Origin of the sequence: Sulfitobacter sabulilitoris (genome assembly GCF_005887615.1) — a bacterium.
Lineage (GTDB): Bacteria > Pseudomonadota > Alphaproteobacteria > Rhodobacterales > Rhodobacteraceae > Sulfitobacter_E > Sulfitobacter_E sabulilitoris.
This window is the reverse complement of the sequence record NZ_VANS01000003.1, coordinates 1-20422: the sequence shown is the minus strand read 5'-3', so window position 1 is coordinate 20422 and position 20422 is coordinate 1. Positions and strand designations below refer to the sequence as shown.

General features: G+C 65.5%; 18 protein-coding genes and 1 tRNA gene. 13 read left to right on the top strand and 6 right to left on the bottom strand.

The genetic code is table 11. The annotated features are described in order from the left end of the window. Window positions 1-49: 49 nt before the first annotated feature. The 3 genes from FDT80_RS12370 to queF all read left to right on the top strand — a co-directional run bounded on the left by FDT80_RS12370 (window position 50) and on the right by queF (window position 3322). A complete protein-coding gene (locus FDT80_RS12370) occupies window positions 50-1129 on the top strand; it encodes a BMP family ABC transporter substrate-binding protein (protein ID WP_138662624.1) in 1080 nt (359 codons plus the stop codon). Between the two features lie 655 nt (window positions 1130-1784). Further along, on the top strand, window positions 1785-2768 hold the full coding sequence (locus FDT80_RS12365; protein ID WP_138662623.1) for an aldo/keto reductase: 984 nt from the start codon (window positions 1785-1787) through the stop codon (window positions 2766-2768). A gap of 86 nt (window positions 2769-2854) precedes the next feature. Then, entirely contained in the window at window positions 2855-3322 is a 468-nt protein-coding gene (queF, locus tag FDT80_RS12360) for a preQ(1) synthase (RefSeq protein WP_138662622.1), read from the top strand. Between the two features lie 7 nt (window positions 3323-3329). Here the strand turns inward: queF and FDT80_RS12355 are convergent, their stop codons facing one another. Further along, window positions 3330-3719 carry an ectoine synthase gene (locus FDT80_RS12355; RefSeq protein ID WP_138662621.1) on the bottom strand — a complete coding sequence of 130 codons (390 nt, stop codon included), beginning with the start codon at window positions 3717-3719 and terminating at the stop codon, window positions 3330-3332. A 143-nt stretch (window positions 3720-3862) separates the two neighbouring features. Between FDT80_RS12355 and FDT80_RS12350 the strand changes: the two genes are divergently transcribed. From FDT80_RS12350 to FDT80_RS12330, 5 genes are all read left to right on the top strand, one after another. Then, window positions 3863-4483, top strand: coding sequence for a glutathione S-transferase family protein (locus FDT80_RS12350; protein ID WP_138662620.1), 621 nt, complete (start codon window positions 3863-3865; stop codon window positions 4481-4483). Window positions 4484-4562: 79 nt separating this feature from the next. Continuing rightward, window positions 4563-5501 (top strand): aldo/keto reductase, encoded by a 939-nt coding sequence (locus FDT80_RS12345; RefSeq protein WP_138662619.1) that lies wholly within the window; start codon window positions 4563-4565, stop codon window positions 5499-5501. Then, on the top strand, window positions 5498-6574 hold the full coding sequence (locus FDT80_RS12340) for an NAD(P)/FAD-dependent oxidoreductase (protein WP_138662618.1): 1077 nt from the start codon (window positions 5498-5500) through the stop codon (window positions 6572-6574). Before FDT80_RS12345 ends, FDT80_RS12340 begins: the two co-directional genes overlap by 4 nt. Then, window positions 6571-7224, top strand: a complete 654-nt coding sequence (locus tag FDT80_RS12335; protein WP_138662617.1) for a DUF938 domain-containing protein — start codon at window positions 6571-6573, stop codon at window positions 7222-7224. Before FDT80_RS12340 ends, FDT80_RS12335 begins: the two co-directional genes overlap by 4 nt. Next, window positions 7221-8000, top strand: coding sequence for a glycoside hydrolase family 25 protein (locus FDT80_RS12330; protein ID WP_138662616.1), 780 nt, complete (start codon window positions 7221-7223; stop codon window positions 7998-8000). The genes FDT80_RS12335 and FDT80_RS12330 overlap by 4 nt, the downstream gene beginning before the upstream one ends. Before the next feature lie 21 nt (window positions 8001-8021). Here the strand turns inward: FDT80_RS12330 and FDT80_RS12325 are convergent, their stop codons facing one another. The 4 genes from FDT80_RS12325 to FDT80_RS12310 all read right to left on the bottom strand — a co-directional run bounded on the left by FDT80_RS12325 (window position 8022) and on the right by FDT80_RS12310 (window position 14971). Continuing rightward, entirely contained in the window at window positions 8022-10514 is a 2493-nt protein-coding gene (locus tag FDT80_RS12325) for a GcvT family protein (protein WP_138662615.1), read from the bottom strand. Between the two features lie 214 nt (window positions 10515-10728). Further along, window positions 10729-12138 (bottom strand): FAD-binding oxidoreductase, encoded by a 1410-nt coding sequence (locus FDT80_RS12320; protein WP_138662614.1) that lies wholly within the window; start codon window positions 12136-12138, stop codon window positions 10729-10731. A 36-nt stretch (window positions 12139-12174) separates the two neighbouring features. After that, complete coding sequence (gene ggt / locus FDT80_RS12315) at window positions 12175-13953, bottom strand: gamma-glutamyltransferase (RefSeq protein ID WP_138662613.1); 1779 nt, start codon at window positions 13951-13953, stop codon at window positions 12175-12177. A gap of 31 nt (window positions 13954-13984) precedes the next feature. Continuing rightward, the gene (locus tag FDT80_RS12310) at window positions 13985-14971 is read right to left on the bottom strand and encodes a 2-hydroxyacid dehydrogenase (RefSeq protein ID WP_138662612.1); all 987 of its coding nucleotides are present in this window, start codon (window positions 14969-14971) and stop codon (window positions 13985-13987) included. Window positions 14972-15088: 117 nt separating this feature from the next. Here FDT80_RS12310 and FDT80_RS12305 point away from each other — a divergent pair, with 117 nt between their 5' ends. Beyond that, window positions 15089-15595, top strand: a complete 507-nt coding sequence (locus FDT80_RS12305; protein ID WP_138662611.1) for an SH3 domain-containing protein — start codon at window positions 15089-15091, stop codon at window positions 15593-15595. 44 nt (window positions 15596-15639) lie between these two features. Here the strand turns inward: FDT80_RS12305 and FDT80_RS12300 are convergent, their stop codons facing one another. Then, complete coding sequence (locus tag FDT80_RS12300) at window positions 15640-16548, bottom strand: haloalkane dehalogenase (protein ID WP_138662610.1); 909 nt, start codon at window positions 16546-16548, stop codon at window positions 15640-15642. Between the two features lie 90 nt (window positions 16549-16638). Between FDT80_RS12300 and FDT80_RS12295 the strand changes: the two genes are divergently transcribed. The 4 genes from FDT80_RS12295 to FDT80_RS12280 all read left to right on the top strand — a co-directional run bounded on the left by FDT80_RS12295 (window position 16639) and on the right by FDT80_RS12280 (window position 20408). Beyond that, window positions 16639-17628 carry an NADPH:quinone reductase gene (locus FDT80_RS12295; RefSeq protein ID WP_138662609.1) on the top strand — a complete coding sequence of 330 codons (990 nt, stop codon included), beginning with the start codon at window positions 16639-16641 and terminating at the stop codon, window positions 17626-17628. Between the two features lie 69 nt (window positions 17629-17697). Then, window positions 17698-19014 carry a mechanosensitive ion channel family protein gene (locus FDT80_RS12290; RefSeq protein ID WP_138662608.1) on the top strand — a complete coding sequence of 439 codons (1317 nt, stop codon included), beginning with the start codon at window positions 17698-17700 and terminating at the stop codon, window positions 19012-19014. An 83-nt stretch (window positions 19015-19097) separates the two neighbouring features. Continuing rightward, window positions 19098-19170, top strand: a tRNA-Gln gene (locus FDT80_RS12285). A gap of 290 nt (window positions 19171-19460) precedes the next feature. Continuing rightward, window positions 19461-20408: a hypothetical protein gene (locus FDT80_RS12280; protein WP_138662607.1), complete on the top strand. Its 948-nt coding sequence runs from the start codon at window positions 19461-19463 to the stop codon at window positions 20406-20408. The last annotated feature ends 14 nt before the right edge of the window (window positions 20409-20422 follow it).

Sequence of the window (20422 nt, the reverse complement as noted above, 5' to 3'; positions counted from 1 at the left end):
CCAAACAAGCCCCGACCAAGGGGCGTCACCAACCGGGGAAGACCTGAATATGAAACTCACCACCCTATTGACCTCTGCCGCGATGGCGCTGGGGCTGGCCACTGCGGCCTTTGCCGCGGGCCATGAAAAAACCAAGGTCGGCTTTGTCTATGTCGGCCCCGTGGGCGACGGCGGCTGGACCTATGAGCACAACAAGGGCCGCCTGGCCGTCGAGGAAGAGTTCGGCGACGCGGTCGAGACTGTATTTGTGGAAAACGTGCCCGAAGGCCCGGATGCGGAGCGGGTGATGACGCAGATGGCGCTGGATGGGGCCGACCTGATCTTTACCACCTCCTTCGGCTACATGGACCCGACGATCAACGTCGCCAAGAAGTTCCCGGACGTGAAGTTCGAGCACGCCACCGGCTACAAGCGCGCCGACAACGTCTCGACCTATTCCGCCCGTTTCTACGAGGGACGCGCGATCCAGGGTCATATCGCGGGCAAGATGACCAAGTCCAACATCGTGGGCTACATCGGCTCCTATCCGATCCCCGAAGTGATCCGGGGCATCAACTCCGCGTTCATCCACGCGCGCAAGGCCAACCCGGACGTGCAATTCAAGATCGTCTGGGCCTATACCTGGTTCGATCCCGCGAAAGAGGCGGACGCCGCGAAGGTGCTGATCGAACAGGGCGCCGATGTGGTGCTGCAGCACACCGATTCCACAGCGCCGCAGGCCGCGGCCCAGGAAGCGGGCAACGTGATCACCTTCGGTCAGGCCTCGGACATGGCACAATACGCACCGATGCCGCGCGTCAGCTCGATCATCGATGACTGGGCGCCCTACTACATCGCGCGCACCAAGGCCGTGATGGAAGGCACCTGGGAATCGACCGACACATGGGACGGCATCGGCGCCGGCATGGTCGGCATCGGCGAGATCACCGATGCGGTTCCGGCGGACGTCAAGGCCGAGGCGCTGGCGCTCAAGGAGAGCATCGCGAGCGGCGCATACCACCCCTTCACCGGCCCGATCAACAAGCAGGACGGATCGGTCTGGCTGGCGGATGGTGAAGTGGCCGACGACGGCACGCTCGCCGGCATGAACTTCTACGTCGAAGGCATCGAGGGCGACATTCCGCAATAAGCGAATTGGCGTCGAGAATGTCCAAGGCCCCGCCGACGCGCGGGGCCTTTTTCGTGCGGCAGCGGCGGGAAATGGGCTGGCAGGGTTTGAGGCCGAAGCGGCTTTGCCGACGCCACCGATATTAATTATCGAAGGCCGTCTGGCTCAATCAAATCCAAACTGCGCCAAGACAGCCGCTGAACGCACCGACGGAAAACGAAAACCCTGTTTCACGATATGCACGCTGGCCCGGGCTATTTGTCAGAATCGAGCTTCGTTATGGCTCGTGCAAACCCCATGCCAGATTTCCCGTAGGCTTTCGTATTCGCAAAAAAGAAAAGACACTTCTTCTGCCTGTGCTGTCACACCCAGTATCGTCATTGCCCAAGCCAATCCTAAGAAGCATATGTGATTTTTCTGATTACTGCTGTGTTAAGGATCACGGTCTCGACCCGTTGCACCAGCCACCAAATGCTGCGCTGTGCACGAAGTACACAAAATGGCCGACGGTTTTTTCAACACACCCTGACACGCCACAGCGGCGCACGAACAAAAAAATCCACGCAGCCGAGCAACCCGTTCCACAGACTCCTCCTTTTCATTCGCCTTCCGCCCTGCAAGACTGCTGTCCGATACGGGCCTGCGCGGGCCATTTCCATTGAGGTGACAGAGGCCCATGAAACAACGTAAACTCGGCGCGGGCGGTCCTTCGGTCTCTGCCATCGGTCTGGGCTGCATGAGCTTTGCCGGAGCCTTTGGCGAGACCGACGAGGCCACGAGCCTGCGGTGCCTCGACGCCGCCCATGACGGCGGGATCACCTTTTACGACACCGCCAATGTCTATGGCATGGGGCGGTCCGAAAACGTGCTTGGCGCGTGGCTGGCGTCGCGCAAGCCGGATGTCACCATCGCGACCAAGGGCGGGATCGTGCGCGACCCGAACCGCCGCGCCAACAACGAGGCCAACCACCTGCGCCGCGAGCTCGAAGGCTCGCTCAAGCGGCTTGGGGTCGATCATGTCGGGTTGTACTACATCCACCGCCGCGACCAGACCGTGCCGCTGGAGGATGTGATCGGCACCCTGTCGGATTTCGTGGCGGAGGGAAAGATCGGCGGCTACGGCCTGTCCGAAGTCGCCCCCCAAACCGTCCGGCTGGCGCATGCCATCCACCCCTGCACCGCGGTGCAAAGCGAATATTCGCTCTGGACCCGCCTGCCCGAGCTCGGGATGATCCAGACCTGCGCAGACCTTGGCGTGGCCTTCGTGCCGTTCTCGCCGCTGGCGCGGGGGGTGTTCGGACAGGGATACCCCGACACCACCAGCATGGCGCCGGGCGATTTCCGCCTGCCCATCCCGCGTTTTTCGGATCGGAATTATCCCCGCAACAAGGCGATCATCGACCGGTTCAAATCCTATGCAGCCGATCGCGGACAGGCCGTGGCCGAACTGGCGATGGCCTGGGTTCTGAACCGGGGCGATCACCTGATCCCGATCCCCGGCACCCGCACCGCCGCGCACCTGGCGGAGTGGATCAACGCCGACGCGGTCGCCCTCCCGCCCGAGGACATGGCGGAGATAGAACGCCTGTTGCCGGTGGGGTTCGCCCACGGTGACCGCTATTCCGACACGCAGATGCAATCGGTGGAGCGGTACTGCTGACCGACATTCGGGCCAAACCGCCACTGGAAGGGCGCAGGCGCATCGGTTAAATGCCCTGCACACCACGCTCCAGAAGGATCACGACCATGCCGCAGGACGACATCTATTCCAACCTCACCCAGCTTGGTGGCGCCACCGCGCTGCCCGCCTCCCCCGAGGCCGCAGAGCTTGAGCGCGTGCAAAACCCGCAGGCGGATGTTGCCTATAACGTGCGCTTCACCGCACCCGAATTCACCTCGCTCTGCCCGATGACCGGCCAGCCCGATTTCGCGCATCTGGTGATCGACTACGTGCCCGGCCAATGGCTGGTCGAAAGCAAATCCCTGAAACTCTACCTCGGATCGTTCCGCAACCACGGCGCCTTCCACGAGGATTGCACCGTGTCCATCGCGCGGCGGCTGGTCGATTTCCTCGATCCGCAATGGCTGCGCATCGGCGGCTACTGGTATCCGCGCGGCGGCATTCCGATCGACGTGTTCTACCAGACGGGGCCGATGCCCGACGGCGTCTGGATTCCCGATCAGGGCGTACCGCCATACCGCGGACGCGGTTGAAAACGGATCACGACGGCGCGGCATAACTGCCGTCCGGGCCGTGTACCTCGTCGCCCTGCAGGGCGGGCGAAAACACACAGATCAGATGCAGCGGCTGATTGCCCGTCACCCTGACCTCGTGCCGGTCATGGGCATCTGGGGCATACAGAATTCCGGCGTGAATTGCGTGCTGCGCGCCACTGTCAAGTTCGGTCACCGTCCCGACACCGGATATGCAGTAGCAGGCCTCGATGTGGTGCTTGTACTGCAAGCTCAGCACCGCGCCGGGGTCGATGGTGGTTTCGGTCATCGAAAACCCCATGCCGTCATCGCGCACCAGCAAACGCAGGCTGTTCCAGCCCGGCCCGGCGGCATCGCGCATCGTCCCGGCGATATCTGATTTATCCACGATGATCATGTTGACCCCCCTCCGCAAATTGGTGTGGCTTCAGTGTAGGGCCGGATGCGCCTATCGCGCCAGCCATCTCTTTCCTTGCCCGCCGCACACTGTAAGGTGGCCGTCTGATCCTTCACCCTCTCTCCCCCCACGCGAGGCCGCACATGATTACCGTTCACCACCTCAACCGCTCCCGCTCCCACCGGATCCTGTGGCTTCTCGAAGAGTTGAACCAGCCCTATTCGGTCAAACCCTACGCGCGCGATGCCAAGACCAACCTCGCGCCGCCAGAGTTGCTCGACGTGCATCCCTTGGGCAAATCCCCGATGATCGAACTCGACGGCAAGCTGATCGCGGAAAGCGCCGCCATCGTCGAGGTGCTCTGTACGCGCTTCGGGCCGCAGATGATCCCGCAGGCGGGCAGCGACGCGCATATCCGCCATCTGGAGCTGATGCATTTTGCCGAAGGGTCGGCGATGACGCCCATTCTGCTGAACCTCTATGTCAGCAGGCTTGGCGATGCGGGCGCTCCGCTGCATCCGCGCATCCGGTCGGAACTTGACAGCCATTACCGTTACATGAACGATGCGCTGCGCCCGTCGGGACATTTCGTGCTGGATGACTTGTCGGCCGCCGACATCATGCTGAGCTTTCCCGCAGAGATCGCGATGCGGCAAGGGCGGCAGGCCGATTTCCCCGAGCTTGCCAAATTCGTCGAGATGATCCATGCCCGGCCGGCCTACGCCCGGGCGACCGCGATGGGTGACGGCACGATAGACGCCTAGGCGTCTTGTTGCCCGCAGCCGCCCGCGCGCCCCGCGATAAACGTTGCGCGGGCGCGGGCACCATGCCACCAATTGCGCCATGACACGCCCCCTTTCCAGCCCCGACGGCACCCCCGCCAGCCGCCTTGCCTTTGGCACCATGCAATTCGGCGGGCGCGCCGACGCGGCGCAATCGCGCGCGATGTTCGATGCCTGCCTTGGCGCCGGGATCACCCATTTCGACACCGCCCATGTCTATAACGACGGCGCGTCCGAAACTCTGCTCGGCGCGATGGCGGGTCCGCACCGCGATCGCCTTCTGATCGCGACCAAGGCGGCCTATTCGGGCGGTGGCGGGCGCGACAACATCCTCGGCTCCTTCGAGGTCTCGCGCCAGAGGCTGGGGATGGACATGGTCGATCTGCTCTACATGCACCGCTTTGACGCCGCGACCGACCTGCACGAAAGCATGGAGGCACTGGCCGACCTGAAGCAGCAGGGGCGGATCCGCTATGTCGGCGTGTCGAACTTTGCCGCGTGGCAGGTGGTCAAGGCGGTCCATATCGCGGCGAAATTCGATCTGGCGATCGATATCGTCCAGCCGATGTACAACCTGGTGAAACGTCAGGTCGAAGTCGAAATTCTGCCGATGTGCGCCGATCAGCGTATCGCCTGCGCCCCCTATTCGCCACTCGGGGGTGGTCTGCTGACCGGAAAATACGCCCGCGGCAAGGCCGGGCGGCTGACCGAGGATGACCGATACGGGCGTCGATACGGATCGGACTGGATGCACGACGCGGCACGCGGGCTGTGCGATCTGGCCGCTGAACGCGGCGAAGACCCCGCGACACTGGCCGTGGCCTGGGCCGCTGCGCACCCGATGGGGCCGATGCCCATCATCTCGGCCCGCACGACCGAGCAACTGGCGCCCTCGCTCGCTGCCATGACGTACAAAATGACGCCCGATCTGTACCAAAGGCTGTCCGCGCTCAGCCCGACACCGCCCCCCGCCACCGACCGCAGCGAGGAGCAGGCATGAGCGACATCCTCATCGTCGGCGGCGGCATCGCCGGCCTGTCCGCGGCGGCCCGCCTGTCGGATCATGCACATGTCACCGTCCTCGAAGCGGAAGGCGCGCTTGGCTATCACGCTTCGGGCCGGTCGGCGGCCCTGTTCGAACAGAACTACGGCAAGCCCACGACCATCGCGCTGAACAAGGCAAGCGCCCCCTATCACCGCACCGCCAACGGCGGATACCTCAGCCCGCGGGGGCTGCTGATCCTGGCGCAGGCGCACGAGGCCGATGCCTTCGCCAGCGACCTGGCCGTGATGGGCGTCGAGCAGATCACGCCCGGCGACGCGCTGGCGATGGTGCCGATCCTCGATCCTCGCAAGCTGGCCTTCGCGGGGTTCCACGAGGCGGCGTATGACATCGACACCGACCGCATGATGCAGGATTTCGCGCGGCAGGTGCGCGGCAATGGCGGCGCCGTGCTGACCGGGCAGCGCGTGGACGCGGTGCGCCGCGACGCGGGCCAATGGCATGTCGCCTGCGGCGCGCAGACCCATCGCGCGCCGACGCTGGTCAATGCCGCCGGCGCCTGGGCCGATCATGTGGCGGGCATGGCAGGCGTTGCCCCGCTCGGCATCGTGCCGCACCGCCGGTCGATGGCGCGGTTGGCGGCGCCGGGCGGGCATGACGTGACCCGCTGGCCGATGTTCTTCGGCGTGGGCGAGACTTGGTATGCCAAACCCGACGCCGGTGCGCTGCTGGTATCGCCCGCCGACGAGGACCCGGCAGAGCCGCAGGACGCCTGGGCCGACGACATGGTCCTGGCCGAAGGGCTGGCCCGCTACGAGGTCATGGTCACCCATCCTGTCACCAGGCCGCTGGCCACCTGGGCGGGCTTGCGCAGCTTTGCGCCCGACCGCACGCTGGTTCTGGGCCGGGACCCCGGCACGCCCGAATTCGTCTGGTGCGCCGGGCAAGGCGGCTATGGGTTCCAAACCGCGCCCGCCGCCTCGCAACTGCTGGCCGACGTGATGCTGGGCCGCCAGCCCGCGCTGGATGCCGCGACGGTCGCGGCGCTTGATCCGGCGCGGCTGCGATGACCGGCAAGCTGCCCCCCACGGCCAGCGTGGCCACCCCGTTGGACGGCGCACGGCTGCACGCGCCCTCGGCCGAGCGGAACGCACCCGCCCTGTGCGATCTGTTGCTGGCCCATGCGCCCGCGCACGGTGCCGCGCTCGAGATCGCAAGCGGCACCGGACAGCATGTCGCGGTCTTTGCCGCCGCCCTGCCCGGGCTGGATTGGCAGCCGACCGATCCCGACCCCATACGCCGCGCCAGCATCGACGCCTACGCCGCCGGGGCCGCCAACATTCGGCCCGCCGTGGCGCTGGATGCCACGGCGCCGGGTTGGGGCGTGGCGCATCACCCCAGGGATCTGATCGTGCTGGTCAACCTGCTGCACCTCATTCCCGATGCCCGTGCCGCCGTGCTTGTCACCGAAGCCGCGACCGCCCTCGCGCCGGGCGGTGTCGTTATCCTCTATGGTCCGTTCACACGCGGCGGGCGGTTCACCAGCGACGGCGACGCCCGTTTCGACGCCGAGCTGCGCCGCGCCGATCCCGCCATCGGCTATACCGACGATGCGCTGCTGCGCGACTGGCTGACCGACAGCGGTCTGAACCGGATCGACACCGTTGAAATGCCGGCCAACAACCTGGCGTTCGTCGCCCGAAGGGAGATCACGACATGACACGATCGCGCGGCCTTCTCTGCGCCACCCTGCTTGTCCTTGCCGCCTGCGGCGCGCCGCAGCCGCCGACCATAGGCACCGCTGGCGTGCTCGCCTTTGGCGACACAAGCCCGGTGGACTGGCCGGGGCCCGGACCACGCGCGCACCCGGTGCACGGGATCGACGTGGCGCGCTATCAGGATGCGATCGACTGGCGCGAGGCCCGGCGCGGCGGGGTCAGCTTTGCCTTCATAAAGGCGACCGAGGGCGGCGACCGCCTGGACCCGATGTTCAAGGACCACTGGCGCGGCGCGGGGGATGTCGGCCTGCCGCGCGGCGCCTATCATTTCTATTACTTCTGCACCCCCGCGGCGGTGCAGGCCCGTTGGTTCATCGAAAATGTGCCCCGCACACGCGGCATGCTGCCGCCGGTTCTCGATCTGGAATGGAACGCCTATTCGCCCAGTTGCCGCCTTCGGCCCGACGGGGCGACCGTGCGCCGCGAGGCGCGGACCTTCATCGATGCGCTGGCGGCGCACTACGGTCAGACACCCATCGTCTATACGACGCCGCAGTTTTTCCGCGACACCGATCTGGGCCGCCTGCGCGGCGTCGAATTCTGGCTGCGCTCAACGGCCAAGCTCCCGTCCGAAGCCTATCCCGGAACCCGATGGTCGTTCTGGCAATACACCGGCACGGGCACGGTGCCGGGGGCCAGCGGCGCGATCGACCTCAACGTCTTTCAGGGCAGCAAGGCCCACTGGGCGGCCTGGGTCGCGGCGCGCCAGCATCGCTGAGACGCGCCGCCCGCACCGGTGCTATCCGTCTACGCGGATGGTCGTGTTCTTGGGGTCATAGGGGCTGTCCTCGGTCACTTCGGCATCCCACAACCGGTCGAACATCTTGACCTGCAACCTGGTCCCCGGCACCGCCACCTCAGGCGTGACATAGCCCATGCCGATGGATTTCCCAAAGGCGACCGAATACCCCCCCGATGTCAGGCGACCCACCCGCGTGTCGCCATCGTAGAGCGCCTCGCGCCCCCAGGGGTCGGCATCCTCGGGCCCGTCGATCAGCAGCGTCACGCATTTTGCACGGATGCCATGCGCCTGCATCGCGTCCTTTCCGTGAAAGTCCTTCGACAAGTCCACGAACCGCGGCAGATCGGCCTCGAGCGGGGTGGCATCGCGGCCAAGTTCCGTGCCAAAGGCGCGGTAGCTCTTTTCCTGCCGCAGCCAGTTCTGCGCCCGCGCACCCACCAGCTTCATGCCATGCGGCTCACCCGCCTTGATCAGCTGATCGAAAAGATGGTTCTGCATCTCGATGGGGTGGTGCAATTCCCAACCCAATTCGCCGGTATAGGCGACGCGGATCGCACGCACCGGAACCATGCCAAGCTCGATGTTGCGCATCGTCAGCCAGGGGAACCGCTTGTTGCCCAGCACGCTGGCGGGGTCGGCATCCTTGACCAGCGCGTTCAGGACATCGCGCGACCTGGGCCCGGCAATGGCGAACACACCCCATTGCGTCGTCACGTCATGGCATTCGACATAGCCGAACTCCGGCGCCTTGTCCGCGATCGCCTTGCGCAGGTAATCGCTGTCGTATGCGGTCCAGGCACCGGCGGACACGAGATAGTATTCATCCTGCGCCAGCCGCACGATGGTGTATTCGGTGCGCGTGGTGCCATGCGCGGTCAGCGCATAGGTCAGATTGATACGGCCCACGCTGGGCAGCTTGTTGCAGGTGAACCAATCCAGGAACTGCGTCGCGCCGGGCCCCCGCACCAGGTGCTTGGTAAAGGCTGTCGCATCGATAAGCCCGACACCCTCGCGGATCGCCTTCGCCTCGTCCACCGCATGGGGCCACCAGCCACCACGCCGGAAACTGCGGCTGTCGTGATCGTCGAACCCGGCGGCTGCGAAATAATTCGGCCGCTCCCACCCGTTCACGTGGCCGAACTGCGCCCCGCGGGCCGCCTGCCGGTCATAGGCGGGCGAGGTCCGCAAGGGCCGGCACGCGGGCCGCTCCTCGTCCGGGTGGTGCAGGATATAGACGTGCTCGTAGGCTTCCTCGTTCTTGCGCGCGGCATATTCCGTCGTCATCCAGTCGCCGTAGCGCTTGGGGTCAAGGCTCGCCATGTCGATCTCGGCCTCGCCTTGGGTCATCAGTTGCGCCAGGTAATGGCCGGTGCCCCCCGCCGCGGTGATGCCAAAGCTGAAGCCTTCGGCCAGCCACATGTTGCGCAGCCCCGGCGCGGGACCGACCAGCGGGTTGCCATCGGGCGTATAGCAGATCGGCCCGTTGAAATCGTCCTTCAACCCGCAATTCTCGGCCGACGGAATGCGGTGGTTCATCGCCATGTACTGGTCCTCGATCCGGTCCAGATCAAGCTGGAACAGATCGGCGCGGAAACTGTCGGGCACACCGTATTCGAACCGCGCGGGCGCGCCCCGCTCATAGACACCCAGGATCCAGCCGCCGCGCTCCTCGCGCACATAGGACTGCGCGTCGGCGTCGCGGATCACCGGGTGCTCGGCATTGCCCGCCTTGCGGAACGCGACCAGTTCGGGGTCCTGGTCCATCACGATGAACTGATGCTCCACCGGAATGGCCGGGATCTTGATCCCCAGCATTTTTGCGGTGCGCTGCGCATGGTTGCCACTGGCGGTCACCACATGCTCGGCCGTGATGACGACCTGCTCGTCGCCAGGCACAAGGTTGCCGCCCCGTTCGACCATCTTGGTCGCCGTGACCTCCCAATGGCTGCCGGTCCAGTGGAACGCATCCGCCTGCCACTTGCGCTCGATCGCGACCCCGCGCTGACGCGCGCCCTTGGCCATCGCCATCGTCACATCGGCGGGGTTAATATAGCCGTCGGTATGATGATAAAGCGCGCCTTTCAGGTCCTCGGTGCGAATGAGCGGCCATTTCGCCTTGATCTCGTCGGGCGTCATCCACTGGTAGGGCACGCCGCAGGTCTCCGCGGTCGAGGCATAAAGCATGTACTCGTCCATGCGCGCGTCGGTCTGCGCCATGCGCAGGTTTCCCACCACCGCAAAGCCCGCGTTCAGCCCCGTCTCCTCCTCCAGCGTCTTGTAAAAGCGGATCGAATAGTCGTGGATATGCGTCGTCGCAAAGGACATGTTGAAATACGGCAGCAGCCCCGCCGCGTGCCATGTCGAGCCGGAGGTCAGCTCGTCGCGCTCCAGCAGCATCACATCGTCCCACCCCGCGCGGGCCAGATGATAGGCGATCGACGTGCCTACCGCGCCGCCACCCACGACCAGTGCCTTCACTTGCGTTTTCATGGCGCGACTCTCCTTCACGAACCTGACCTGCGCCCCTTTTAGTCGCAGACGCGAAACGCCGCGCACAACCGCCGACGACTCATGGCAAAAAACCGACCTCCCGGCCTCGCGCGCCTCCTTCCAAATGGATAAAAATACCGCCGCGCGGAGCGCACAGACGCAGACGCGGGACGCGGCTGCAAACATCATGTCGCGCGTCAGCGCGTCATTCGGGTCACGACCCCGGTGTCAGGACCTTGCCGGGGTTCATGATGCCATCGGGATCCAGCGCCGCCTTGATCGCCGCCATCACCCGCGTCGCCGGCCCCAGTTCCTTGACGAGGTAGGGCCGCTTGCCCTGTCCGATGCCATGCTCCCCGGTGCAGGTGCCATCCATCGAAATCGCCATGTCGTTCAACCATCCGACAAAGGCGTCGGCTTTCTCCAACTCCTGCGGGTTCTCCATGTCCACCAGCAGCAGCGCGTGGAAATTGCCGTCGCCCGCATGGCCCACGATGGGCGCGATAAAGCCCAGCTCGTCCAGCCGGGCCTGCGCGGCGCCGACGCAATCGGCCAGCCGCGAGATCGGCACGCAGACATCGGTGGAAATTCCCTTGGCGCCGGGGCGCAGCTGCAGCGTCGCCCAATACGCGTCGTGCCGCGCCTGCCACAGCGCGCTGCGTTCCTCCGCAGTGGTCACCGCCTCGAATCCCTCGCCGCCGAATTCACCCGCCAGCGTGCCAAAGGTATCGGCCTGCTCCACCACGCCGGCCTGCGTGCCGTGGAATTCCAGCAGCAAGAGCGGCGTTTCGGGCAGCGTCAGCTTGGAATAGGCATTCACCGCCCGCACCGTCAGCGCATCCAGCAACTCGATCCGTGCCACCGGCAAGCCATACTGTATCACCGCCATGACCGCCTCGCAGGCCGCCGCGACACTCGGGAACGAACAGCGCGCCGAACTGATCGCCTCCGGTATGCCCTGCAGCTTGAGCGTGAGTTCCGTGATCAGCCCCAGCGTGCCCTCGGCCCCCACCATCAGCCGCGTCAGGTCATACCCGGCGGAGGATTTGCGCGCCCGCTGCCCGGTGCGGATGATCTGCCCATCGGGCATCACCGCCTCGACCGCCAGCACATTGTCCTTCATCGTGCCGTAGCGCACCGCGTTGGTGCCGCTGGCACGGGTGGAGGCCATGCCCCCCAACGACGCGTTGGCGCCGGGATCGATGGGAAAGAACAGCCCCTGGTCGCGCAGATGCGTGTTGAGCTGCTCGCGCGTCACACCGGGCTGGACCGTGCAATCCAGATCGCCCGCGTTGACCCGCAGCACGGCGTTCATCTGGCTGAGGTCGACACAGATGCCGCCCGCGGGCGCATTCACATGCCCTTCCAGCGAGGTCCCGGTGCCGAAGGGGATGACCGGCACCCTATGCGCGGCACAGACCTTGACGATCTCCGACACCTCCGCGGTCGTGGCGGGAAACACCACTGCGTCCGGGGCCTGCGTTTCGATCCAGGTCGTGGTGTGACCGTGCTGATCGCGGACGGCCTGCCCGGTCTGGAACCGGTCGCCGAACTGCTGTTTCAGCACCCCCAGCGCCGTCTTGATCCCGTCCTCGTTGCGCGGCAATGCCGTGGTCTGCACCATTGTGCGTCCTCTCACTCGTTTCCCAGGGCGCCGGGCTCAGTTGCCCAGCGCGATCCCCTCGCGGCGCGGATCGGCGCCGCCCAGCAGCACCCCGCCCAGCGAAATCGCGTGCAGGCCCGATGTCAGGCTGCGCGCGCCGACCTCGTAGCCCAGCGCCGCCAGCGGCTCCGCCAGCGCCTCGGCGGCGGTGCCTTCCTCGACGTCGTAGGTGCCGAAGCGGTTGACCGCATGCGGCACCGACACCGCCTGCTGAACGTCCATGTCCCAATCCAGATGCGCGATGATCGCCTCGGCCACGTAGCCGATGATCCGGCTGCCGCCGGGCGACCCGATGGCCAGCACCGGCGCGCCGTCCTTCATCACCACGGTGGGCGCCATCGACGACCGCGGCCGTTTGCCCGGCTCGACCCTGTTGGCGATGGGCACGCCGTCGTCATGCGAGCGAAAGGAGAAATCCGTCAGCTCGTTGTTGAGCAGAAAGCCCCCTACCATCAGACGGCTGCCGAACCCGTTCTCGATCGTGGTCGTCATCGAGGCCACGTTTCCCGCGCCATCCACGATCGAAATATGCGAGGTCGAGGGAAATTCGATCGACACGTCATCGGCCCAGTTCAGCGCGTGATCGAAGGCGGGCGTACCGGGCGCGACCTCGGGCAGCGCATCGTCACCGGCCAGCAGGGCGGCGCGCGCCTTCAGATAGGCCGGATCGACCAGCCCGGCGGTCGGCATGGGCACGTAATCGCTGTCGGCCATGTACCGCCCCCGGTCCGCAAAGGCGAGCCGCGACGCGTCACCGATCAGGCGGCGCACCTCGGGGTCCGCGGGCCCCGCGCTCAGGTCGTAGCCATCGAGCATCCCCAGGATCTGCCCGACGGTCAGCGCCCCCGAGGACGGCGGGCCCATGCCGCAGACATCATGCGCGCGGTAGGTGGCGCAGACCGGCGCGCGTTCCTTGACCGCGTAAAGGCTCAGATCCATCTGCGACAGCACGCCGGGGTTGCCCGGCGCGCCCTGCACCGTGGCCACGATATCGGCGGCAATATCGCCGGTGTAGAAGGCCGCGACGCCGTCTTTGGCCAGCACCCGAAGGGTGTCGGCATAGGCGGGATTGGTCAGCCTGTCGCCCGCCGCCAGCGGCGTGCCGCCGGGCAGGAAATAGGCCGCCGTGGCGGCAAAGCGCGACAGACGCTCGGCGTCGTCGGCGACAAGCCCCGCCAGCCGGGGCGAGACGGCGAAGCCTTCGTCGGCGCGGGCGATGGCGGGGGCCAGCAAGCCGGCCCAGTCCTGATTGCCCCAGCGGGTGTGCACCGCCGCCAGCAACGCGGGCGTTCCGGGCGTGCCCACCGACAGCCCGCCCACCACGGCATCAAAGAACTTGAGCGGCGCGCCCGCATCGTCCTGAAACAGGCGCGGCGTTGCGGCCAGGGGGGCGGTTTCGCGCCCGTCCAGCGTTGTCAGTTCGCCCGCGGCGGCGTCGTAATAGACCAAAAAGGCCCCGCCGCCCAAACCGGAGGACTGCGGCTCCACCAGGCCCAGCATCGCCTGCACGGCCACCAGCGCATCGGCCGCCGTGCCACCGCGCGCCAGTACGTCCGCACCCGCCTGGACCGCCCAGGGGTTCGCGGCCGCGACCATCCACTCGGTCGCCTCGACCGGTGTGCCTGCGGCCTTGGCCTCGAGCGCGGCGGCAACAGCGGGGGAAATCGCGTCGAACACACCGCTGGTTGCAGCCTCGGGGGCAATCGCGTCGGCGGCCTGCTGAGCCCCCGCGGCACTGGCCAGCCCAAGGGCCAGAAGGGTCAGGATCTTGCGCATCACGTCACTCCTCGTTCGGTCCGGAAGGGATCTACAGCATGGATGGAACGACCTGATCGGGCGGCCTGTGTCCATCGTCGAAGGTCTTGATGTTGATGATGACCTTTTCGCCCATCTCGATCCGTCCCTCGACGGTGGCGGACCCCATGTGCGGCAGCAAGACGACATTGCGCAGTTCGCGCAGGCGCGGGTTCACGTCGGTGCCATGTTCGTAGACATCCAGGCCCGCACCGGACAATTCGCCCGCCGCCAGCATCCGCGTCAGCGCGTTTTCGTCGATCACTTCGCCGCGCGACGTGTTCACGATCACCGCGTCGGGTTTCATCAGCTTGAGCCGCCGCGCGTTCATCAGGTGAAACGTAGAGGGCGTATGCGGGCAGTTGATGCTCAGCACATCCATGCGCGCGGTCATCTGGTCGAGGCTTTCCCAATAGGTCGCGTCGAGCGCCTTTTCCGTCTCGGCGCGCAGGCGGCGGCGGTTGTGGTAATGCACCTGCATGCCAAAGGCCGCCGCACGGCGCGCCACGGCCTGCCCGATGCGGCCCATCCCGAGGATGCCGAGCCGCCGCCCGCCGACGCGTCCGCCCAGAAGCGCCGTCGGCGCCCAGCCTTGCCACTCGCCGCGCTGCATCACGGCCAGCCCTTCGGGAATGCGCCGGGTCACGGCCAGAATCAGCGCCATCGTCATGTCGGCGGTATCGTCGGTCAGCACGCCGGGGGTGTTGGACACCAGGATCCCGCGTTGTCGGGCGGTCGCAACGTCGATATGATCGACCCCCGCCCCGTAGTTCGCGATCAGCTTGAGCCGGTCTCCCGCCTGCCCGATCAGCGCGTTGTCGATCTCGTCCGTGAGGGTCGGCACGAGAACATCCGCGGCCTTCATCGCCTCGGCCAATTCGGCGCGGGTCATCGGTGTGTCATCTTCGCGCAGGGTCACGTCGAAGAGTTCCGACAGCCGCGTCTCGACGACCTCCGGCAACCGTCGCGTAACGACAACACTCAAGCGATGCTTTGACATATTGGTCCTTCCCAGTCTTGGCGCGTGCGCCCTTTGCATGGCATGGTGGCGGATGTGGCGACGAGGCACAAGAACCTCGGACCGCAAAACGGCAATTTGAAAAAGAACAGGCAAATCATGACCCGGATTTCAAGATCGGTGCGCTGGGGCGTGTTGATTGTGGTGTGCATGCTGGCGCAGGCGACGCGGGCCGAAACCCTGGGGCCGGTGACCAACATGCCGCTGCCGCGCTATGTGTCCATGAAGGCGTCGGAGGGCAACGTGCGGCGTGGCCCATCGTTGACGCACCGCATCGATTGGGTGTTCACGCGCCGCGACATGCCGCTTCAGATCACCGCCGAGCATGGTCACTGGCGCCGGGTCGAGGACCGCGAGGGGCAAGGCGGCTGGGTGCATTATTCGCTGCTGTCGGGTGTGCGCACCGTGATCGTCGAGCAGGACATGCTGAGCCTGCATGTGCGGCCCGATCCGACGGCCCCCATCGCCGCCGCGCTTGAGGTGGGCGTGATCGGGCGCCTGGGCGAATGCGGGCCCGAGTGGTGTTTCGTACGCTCTGGCGGGTTCAAGGGCTGGGCACCCAAGGTGCGGCTTTGGGGGGTCGGGCCAACGGAGCTGCGCGACTGAGCCAGCCTCGCACCGGCGCATGACGATGGCATGCCGTCATCGTCTCAGGACGTGGCCGCGATGAAATCGCAGATCCGTTCCGCAAGCTCCGGTCCGACGTCTTCCTGCAGGAAATGGCCCGCTTGGGGCAACAGGACATGGGGCTGGCCCCGTGCGCCGGGCATCCGCGCCTGGAACACGCGATCGAGACCCGCCATGATTCTGTCATCGGCGCCAAATGCGGTCAGCACGGGCAGGTCCAGACCTTGCAGGACCGTCCACGCCGCGCGGTTGGCATCGCTTGCCGGGTCGTCGGGCGTGGTGGGAACCAGCATCGGAAACTGCCGCGCACCCGCAAGATAGGCGGGGTCGGGAAAGGGCGCGTCATAGGCCGCGATCGCCTGCGCGCCAAGCCCGCGCGCCGTTCCACCGTGAACGATCCGCCCGGCGCGGAACTCGGGCACGGTCTGGGAATAGCTGCGCCAGTTCTCGAACGCCTCGCCCATCGGCTGATCCCCGGTGGGCAGCGCGGTATTGGCGACCACGATGCGCGCGAACCGCTGCGGCATCTGCGCGACCAGCCGCAACCCGATCAGCCCGCCCCAATCCTGACAGACCAGCGTGATGCCGTCGAGATCGAGCTGCTCGACCGCCTCCGCGATCCAGTCGACGTGCCGACCGTAGGTGTAATCCGACCGCTGCCGGGGCTTGTCGGACCGGCCGAACCCGATCAGATCGGGCGCGATCACTCGGTGGCCCGCGCGGGCCAGCACCGGGATCATGTGACGATACAGAAAACTCCACGTCGGCTCTCCGTGCAGGGCAAGAATGGGCGCGGCTTCGGCGGGTCCGGCATCGACGTAATGCAGGCGCAACCGGCCGCCTTGGGTATCATCGACATGCAGGTAGTGCGGGGGGAAATCGAAATCCGGCAGGTCGGCAAAACGATCGTCGGGCGTGCGCAGATAATCCATGATCTGTCCTTTGAGTCTGTCAGCGGGCTGGCAATCGCGGGTTTGGCCGCTAGGGTGCACACAACATGAAAAGCGATCAAGGGGACGGATATGCGCGCGATCACCTACAGTGACTTTGGCCCGGCAACGGATGTCTTGCGGGTTCAGCAGATCGACAGCACGGAGCCGGGCCCGGGCGAGGTGCAGGTCGACCTGGCCTATTCCGGCGTGAATCCCTCGGACGTGAAGTCGCGCATGGGCCGCCCGGGGCTTGCCAGGCCCGCGTTCGAGCGGATCATTCCCCACAGCGATGGCGCAGGCACGATCCGCGCCGTGGGCCCCGGCGTCGATGACGCCCGCGTGGGCCAGCGGGTCTGGATCTGGAACGGTCAGTGGCGGCGCGCCAATGGCACCGCAGCCGAGCAGATCACCCTGCCCGCCCACCAGGCCGTGCCACTGCCCGACGGGGTCAGTTTCGAGACCGGCGCCAGCCTTGGCATTCCGGGGCTGACGGCCTGCCACACGGTGTTCGGCGGCGGCGCGGTCGCGGGGCGCAGCGTGTTGGTTCAGGGCGGCGCGGGGACGGTGGGCCTGCTGGCGGTGCAACTGGCCAAATGGGGCGGCGCGCGGGTGATCGCCACGGCGCGGGGCGATGGCGCCGACCGGGCCAGCGCCGCGGGGGCCGACGCGGTCATCGACTATGCGGCACCCGACCTGGCGGCGCAGATCCTTGCCGCCAACGACGGTGCCCCGGTCGACCGCATCGTCGAGGTTGAGTTCGGCAACAACATCGAGACCGACGCCGAGGTCATCGCCGAGAACGGCACCATCGCGGCCTTCGGATCGGCCCGCGACATGACCCCGACGCTGCCGTTCTTTCCGCTCCTGTTCAAGGCGGTGACCATCGACATCGTGCTGATCTATCTGTTGCAGCCCGATCTGCGCGCCGCGGCGATCCAGCATCTGCACAACGCCCTGCGCGATGGCGCCCTCGATTGCCCGGTGGAGGAGATCTTTGATCTCGAGCGTTGCGCCGCCGCGCACGAAGCGGTGGAACGCGGCGCGCGCAACGGCGCCATCCTGCTCGATGTGCGGGGCTGATACCGCTTGCGCCGCGCGCGGTGCGGGGGAACACTGGCGTATCCGAGGCGTCTTGTGAAAGGTCCGGCCATGCGCCCGATAACACTTCTGTTGCTGGTGGTCTGCCTTGCCCTGCCGTGCGGGGCCGCCCGGGCGCAGGACAGCGACCAACCCTCGGGCACGATCGCCGTGACGGACAGCGCAGGTCAGGATGCCGCGATCGCCGGGCGCATCCGCGACATACTGGCGGAACTCGACGGTTATACGGATGTGTCGGTCTCGGTGTCGTCGGGCATCGTCACATTGCGCGGCACGACCGTCGATGCGGCGACGGCCGCGCGGCTCAACGATCTGGCCGCGCGGGTCGAAGGCGTCGTGGCCATCGAGAACGAGGTCACGGAAACCACCGATGTCGTGCAGCGCCTGAACCCGGCCGTGGACCGGTTTCGCGCGCGCGCCAACGCCACCATCGCCTTTCTGCCGCTGGCCCTCGTGGCGCTGGTGGTCTTTGCGGTCGTGGTGCTGATCGGCATCGTGTTCGCGCGGCTGCGCGCCCCATGGGACCGGATCGCGCCCAATGCGTTCATCGCCGATATCTATCGACAAATCGTTCGCCTGGTATTCCTGGTCGCGGGGCTGGTTCTGGCGCTGGATATCGTCGGGGCGACTGCGCTGCTCTCGACCATTCTGGGCGCCGCGGGGATTGTCGGCCTCGCCATCGGTTTTGCCGTGCGCGACACGGTCGAGAATTTCATCGCATCGATCATGCTGTCGGTCCGTCAGCCATTCCGCCCCAACGACACGGTCGAAATCGAAGGCGACACGGGCAAGGTGATCCGGCTTACCAGCCGCGCCACCATCCTGCTAAGCTTTGACGGCAATCACATCCGGATTCCCAATTCGACCGTCTTCAAGGCGCGCATCGTGAACTACACCCGCAACGCCGAGCGGCGGTTCGATTTCGCTCTTGGGGTGGGGCCCGACACCGATCTCGCGGCCGCGCGCGATCTGGCCGTACGCACCTTGGGCGATCTGCCCTTCGTTCTGGCGACGCCAGCGCCCAATGCCTGGATCGAGACCGTCGGCGACAGCACGATAACGCTGGAGATGACCGGATGGATCGACCAGACCGAAACCGACATCGTTCTGGCCCGCAGCGAGGCGATCCGCCTGACGATGGCTGCGTTCACCGCCAAGGGGGTCGCGATGCCCGAACCGACGTACCGGGTGATCGGGGTTGGCGCGGCTGAAAGCACCGACACGCCGCCGGCCCCGGCACCCCCTGCCGCCGCCCCGCCACGGCATGTCGAGGCCAGCGCGGACAAGCACCTCGAAGCGATCATGGAACAGGAACGCGCCGATCCCGCCCGCGACGACCTGCTCAGCCCGCGCGCCCCCGAGGAATGACACGCAGCCGCCCGAACTATTGATTTTTTCGCAAAACGGGTCTTGCACGCACCGCCCGACCAGACTAATTAGCGCCTCACGTTGGGATGTAGCCAAGTGGTAAGGCAACTGTTTTTGGTACAGTGTACCGTAGGTTCGAATCCTACCAATGCCCCACGTTTATGCCCCGGCACCCTGTTCGGCTGGCGCGGGTCGCCTAAACACCGGTCGCGGAAGGTTGCATAGCCACCTACCTCAACATCGACCAGTCAACACCGTTGGCGCGGCGATCAATCTCGTCATGCAGGGTGCCACGCCGCTCCCCGATGTCGAGATGCTGCGGGTTGATACAGCGCCGGTTATGACACCGATGGCGACGAAACGAGTGAGGCGGCTTCAGTGGTGCTCAAAACCAACTTTGGGAAAATCATGAACCCGAGTAGCCTCTCCCCTAGGAGAAGCCCGTTATGCAAAAACTCTACTCATACTTCAAAGCAATCAGGTTCTTGCTCTTACTCGTTCTGCTGGTCCTGTCGCTGGCTACGAACGTTGCGATTATGGCCAGTACTGCAGCCTTTCACATCGCTTCGGCAGCATTTGAAGCCGTCTCTGGGCGTCCTTCGGTTGCAACACGCAATGCAGCCCGAATGACAGACCTGCGGAAAAAGGTAACCGCCGAGGCAGGCATCAACAAGAGGTCCAAACGTGAGATTGCTCATTTGACCGGCAACTTAGCCACCGAACGAAAAGCAAAAGCAGCACTTCAAAGTAAGGTCGCAGACCCGACTTCGCTGGTGAACTCTGAACGCATTGCTCAAAGAAAACTTCGTGGTGAGGTTGCCGGGCTAAGCAATGATTTGGTGGCTCTGAAAGCGTCGCAGTTTGTTACTTATAGGGGTAAGAAGATGTTGGCCGGTGACGCGGCTAGGCTGACAGCAGCCTCAATAGCCAGCCGCGCATCAAAGTCGGCATCCATCAATGTCGGATCGATGGTAGGCGAAGCTATTCCCTATCTCGGCACTTCCGTGATTGTTGGTGTCACAGCTCTCGAGGTCCGCGACTTATGTGAGACGGTCAAGGAAATGAATGCTCTGAGAGATGCCCTCAACCCCCAGACACCTATAGACGACGAGGACATCACGGTATGTTCGATGCGAGTGCCAACACGACATGAGATTTGGGAAACAACAAAGGGTTCACCCGGAAGAGCCTGGGCCAAGGCAAAAGATCTGACGCCGACCCTGGAAGACATAAAATCAATAGAAGTCCCTGATATAGATTGGACAGGTTTCCTCGTTGGAACTCAAACGTCATTAAGTGGTTTTTGGGACTGGGCTTCAGAGGGTACGTCTGATGCGGCAAGTCGGGCGATGGACGGGATAATGTGGTGGAGCGACGGTGAAGAGCTCGAATAAAAAAACAAAGTGAG

Excerpts from the sequence above, each read along its gene's own strand:
- FDT80_RS12290 (WP_138662608.1), top strand. The coding sequence starts at position 17,698 with ATGCGCCCGATAACACTTCTGTTGCTGGTGGTCTGCCTTGCCCTGCCG.
- FDT80_RS12295 (WP_138662609.1), top strand. The coding sequence starts at position 16,639 with ATGCGCGCGATCACCTACAGTGACTTTGGCCCGGCAACGGATGTCTTG.
- FDT80_RS12355 (WP_138662621.1), bottom strand. The coding sequence starts at position 3,719 with ATGATCATCGTGGATAAATCAGATATCGCCGGGACGATGCGCGATGCC.
- FDT80_RS12280 (WP_138662607.1), top strand. The coding sequence starts at position 19,461 with ATGCAAAAACTCTACTCATACTTCAAAGCAATCAGGTTCTTGCTCTTA.
- FDT80_RS12370 (WP_138662624.1), top strand. The coding sequence starts at position 50 with ATGAAACTCACCACCCTATTGACCTCTGCCGCGATGGCGCTGGGGCTG.
- FDT80_RS12335 (WP_138662617.1), top strand. The coding sequence starts at position 6,571 with ATGACCGGCAAGCTGCCCCCCACGGCCAGCGTGGCCACCCCGTTGGAC.
- FDT80_RS12350 (WP_138662620.1), top strand. The coding sequence starts at position 3,863 with ATGATTACCGTTCACCACCTCAACCGCTCCCGCTCCCACCGGATCCTG.
- queF (WP_138662622.1), top strand. The coding sequence starts at position 2,855 with ATGCCGCAGGACGACATCTATTCCAACCTCACCCAGCTTGGTGGCGCC.
- FDT80_RS12300 (WP_138662610.1), bottom strand. The coding sequence starts at position 16,548 with ATGGATTATCTGCGCACGCCCGACGATCGTTTTGCCGACCTGCCGGAT.
- FDT80_RS12310 (WP_138662612.1), bottom strand. The coding sequence starts at position 14,971 with ATGTCAAAGCATCGCTTGAGTGTTGTCGTTACGCGACGGTTGCCGGAG.
- FDT80_RS12320 (WP_138662614.1), bottom strand. The coding sequence starts at position 12,138 with ATGGTGCAGACCACGGCATTGCCGCGCAACGAGGACGGGATCAAGACG.
- FDT80_RS12365 (WP_138662623.1), top strand. The coding sequence starts at position 1,785 with ATGAAACAACGTAAACTCGGCGCGGGCGGTCCTTCGGTCTCTGCCATC.
- ggt (WP_138662613.1), bottom strand. The coding sequence starts at position 13,953 with ATGCGCAAGATCCTGACCCTTCTGGCCCTTGGGCTGGCCAGTGCCGCG.
- FDT80_RS12340 (WP_138662618.1), top strand. The coding sequence starts at position 5,498 with ATGAGCGACATCCTCATCGTCGGCGGCGGCATCGCCGGCCTGTCCGCG.
- FDT80_RS12325 (WP_138662615.1), bottom strand. The coding sequence starts at position 10,514 with ATGAAAACGCAAGTGAAGGCACTGGTCGTGGGTGGCGGCGCGGTAGGC.
- FDT80_RS12330 (WP_138662616.1), top strand. The coding sequence starts at position 7,221 with ATGACACGATCGCGCGGCCTTCTCTGCGCCACCCTGCTTGTCCTTGCC.
- FDT80_RS12345 (WP_138662619.1), top strand. The coding sequence starts at position 4,563 with ATGACACGCCCCCTTTCCAGCCCCGACGGCACCCCCGCCAGCCGCCTT.
- FDT80_RS12305 (WP_138662611.1), top strand. The coding sequence starts at position 15,089 with ATGACCCGGATTTCAAGATCGGTGCGCTGGGGCGTGTTGATTGTGGTG.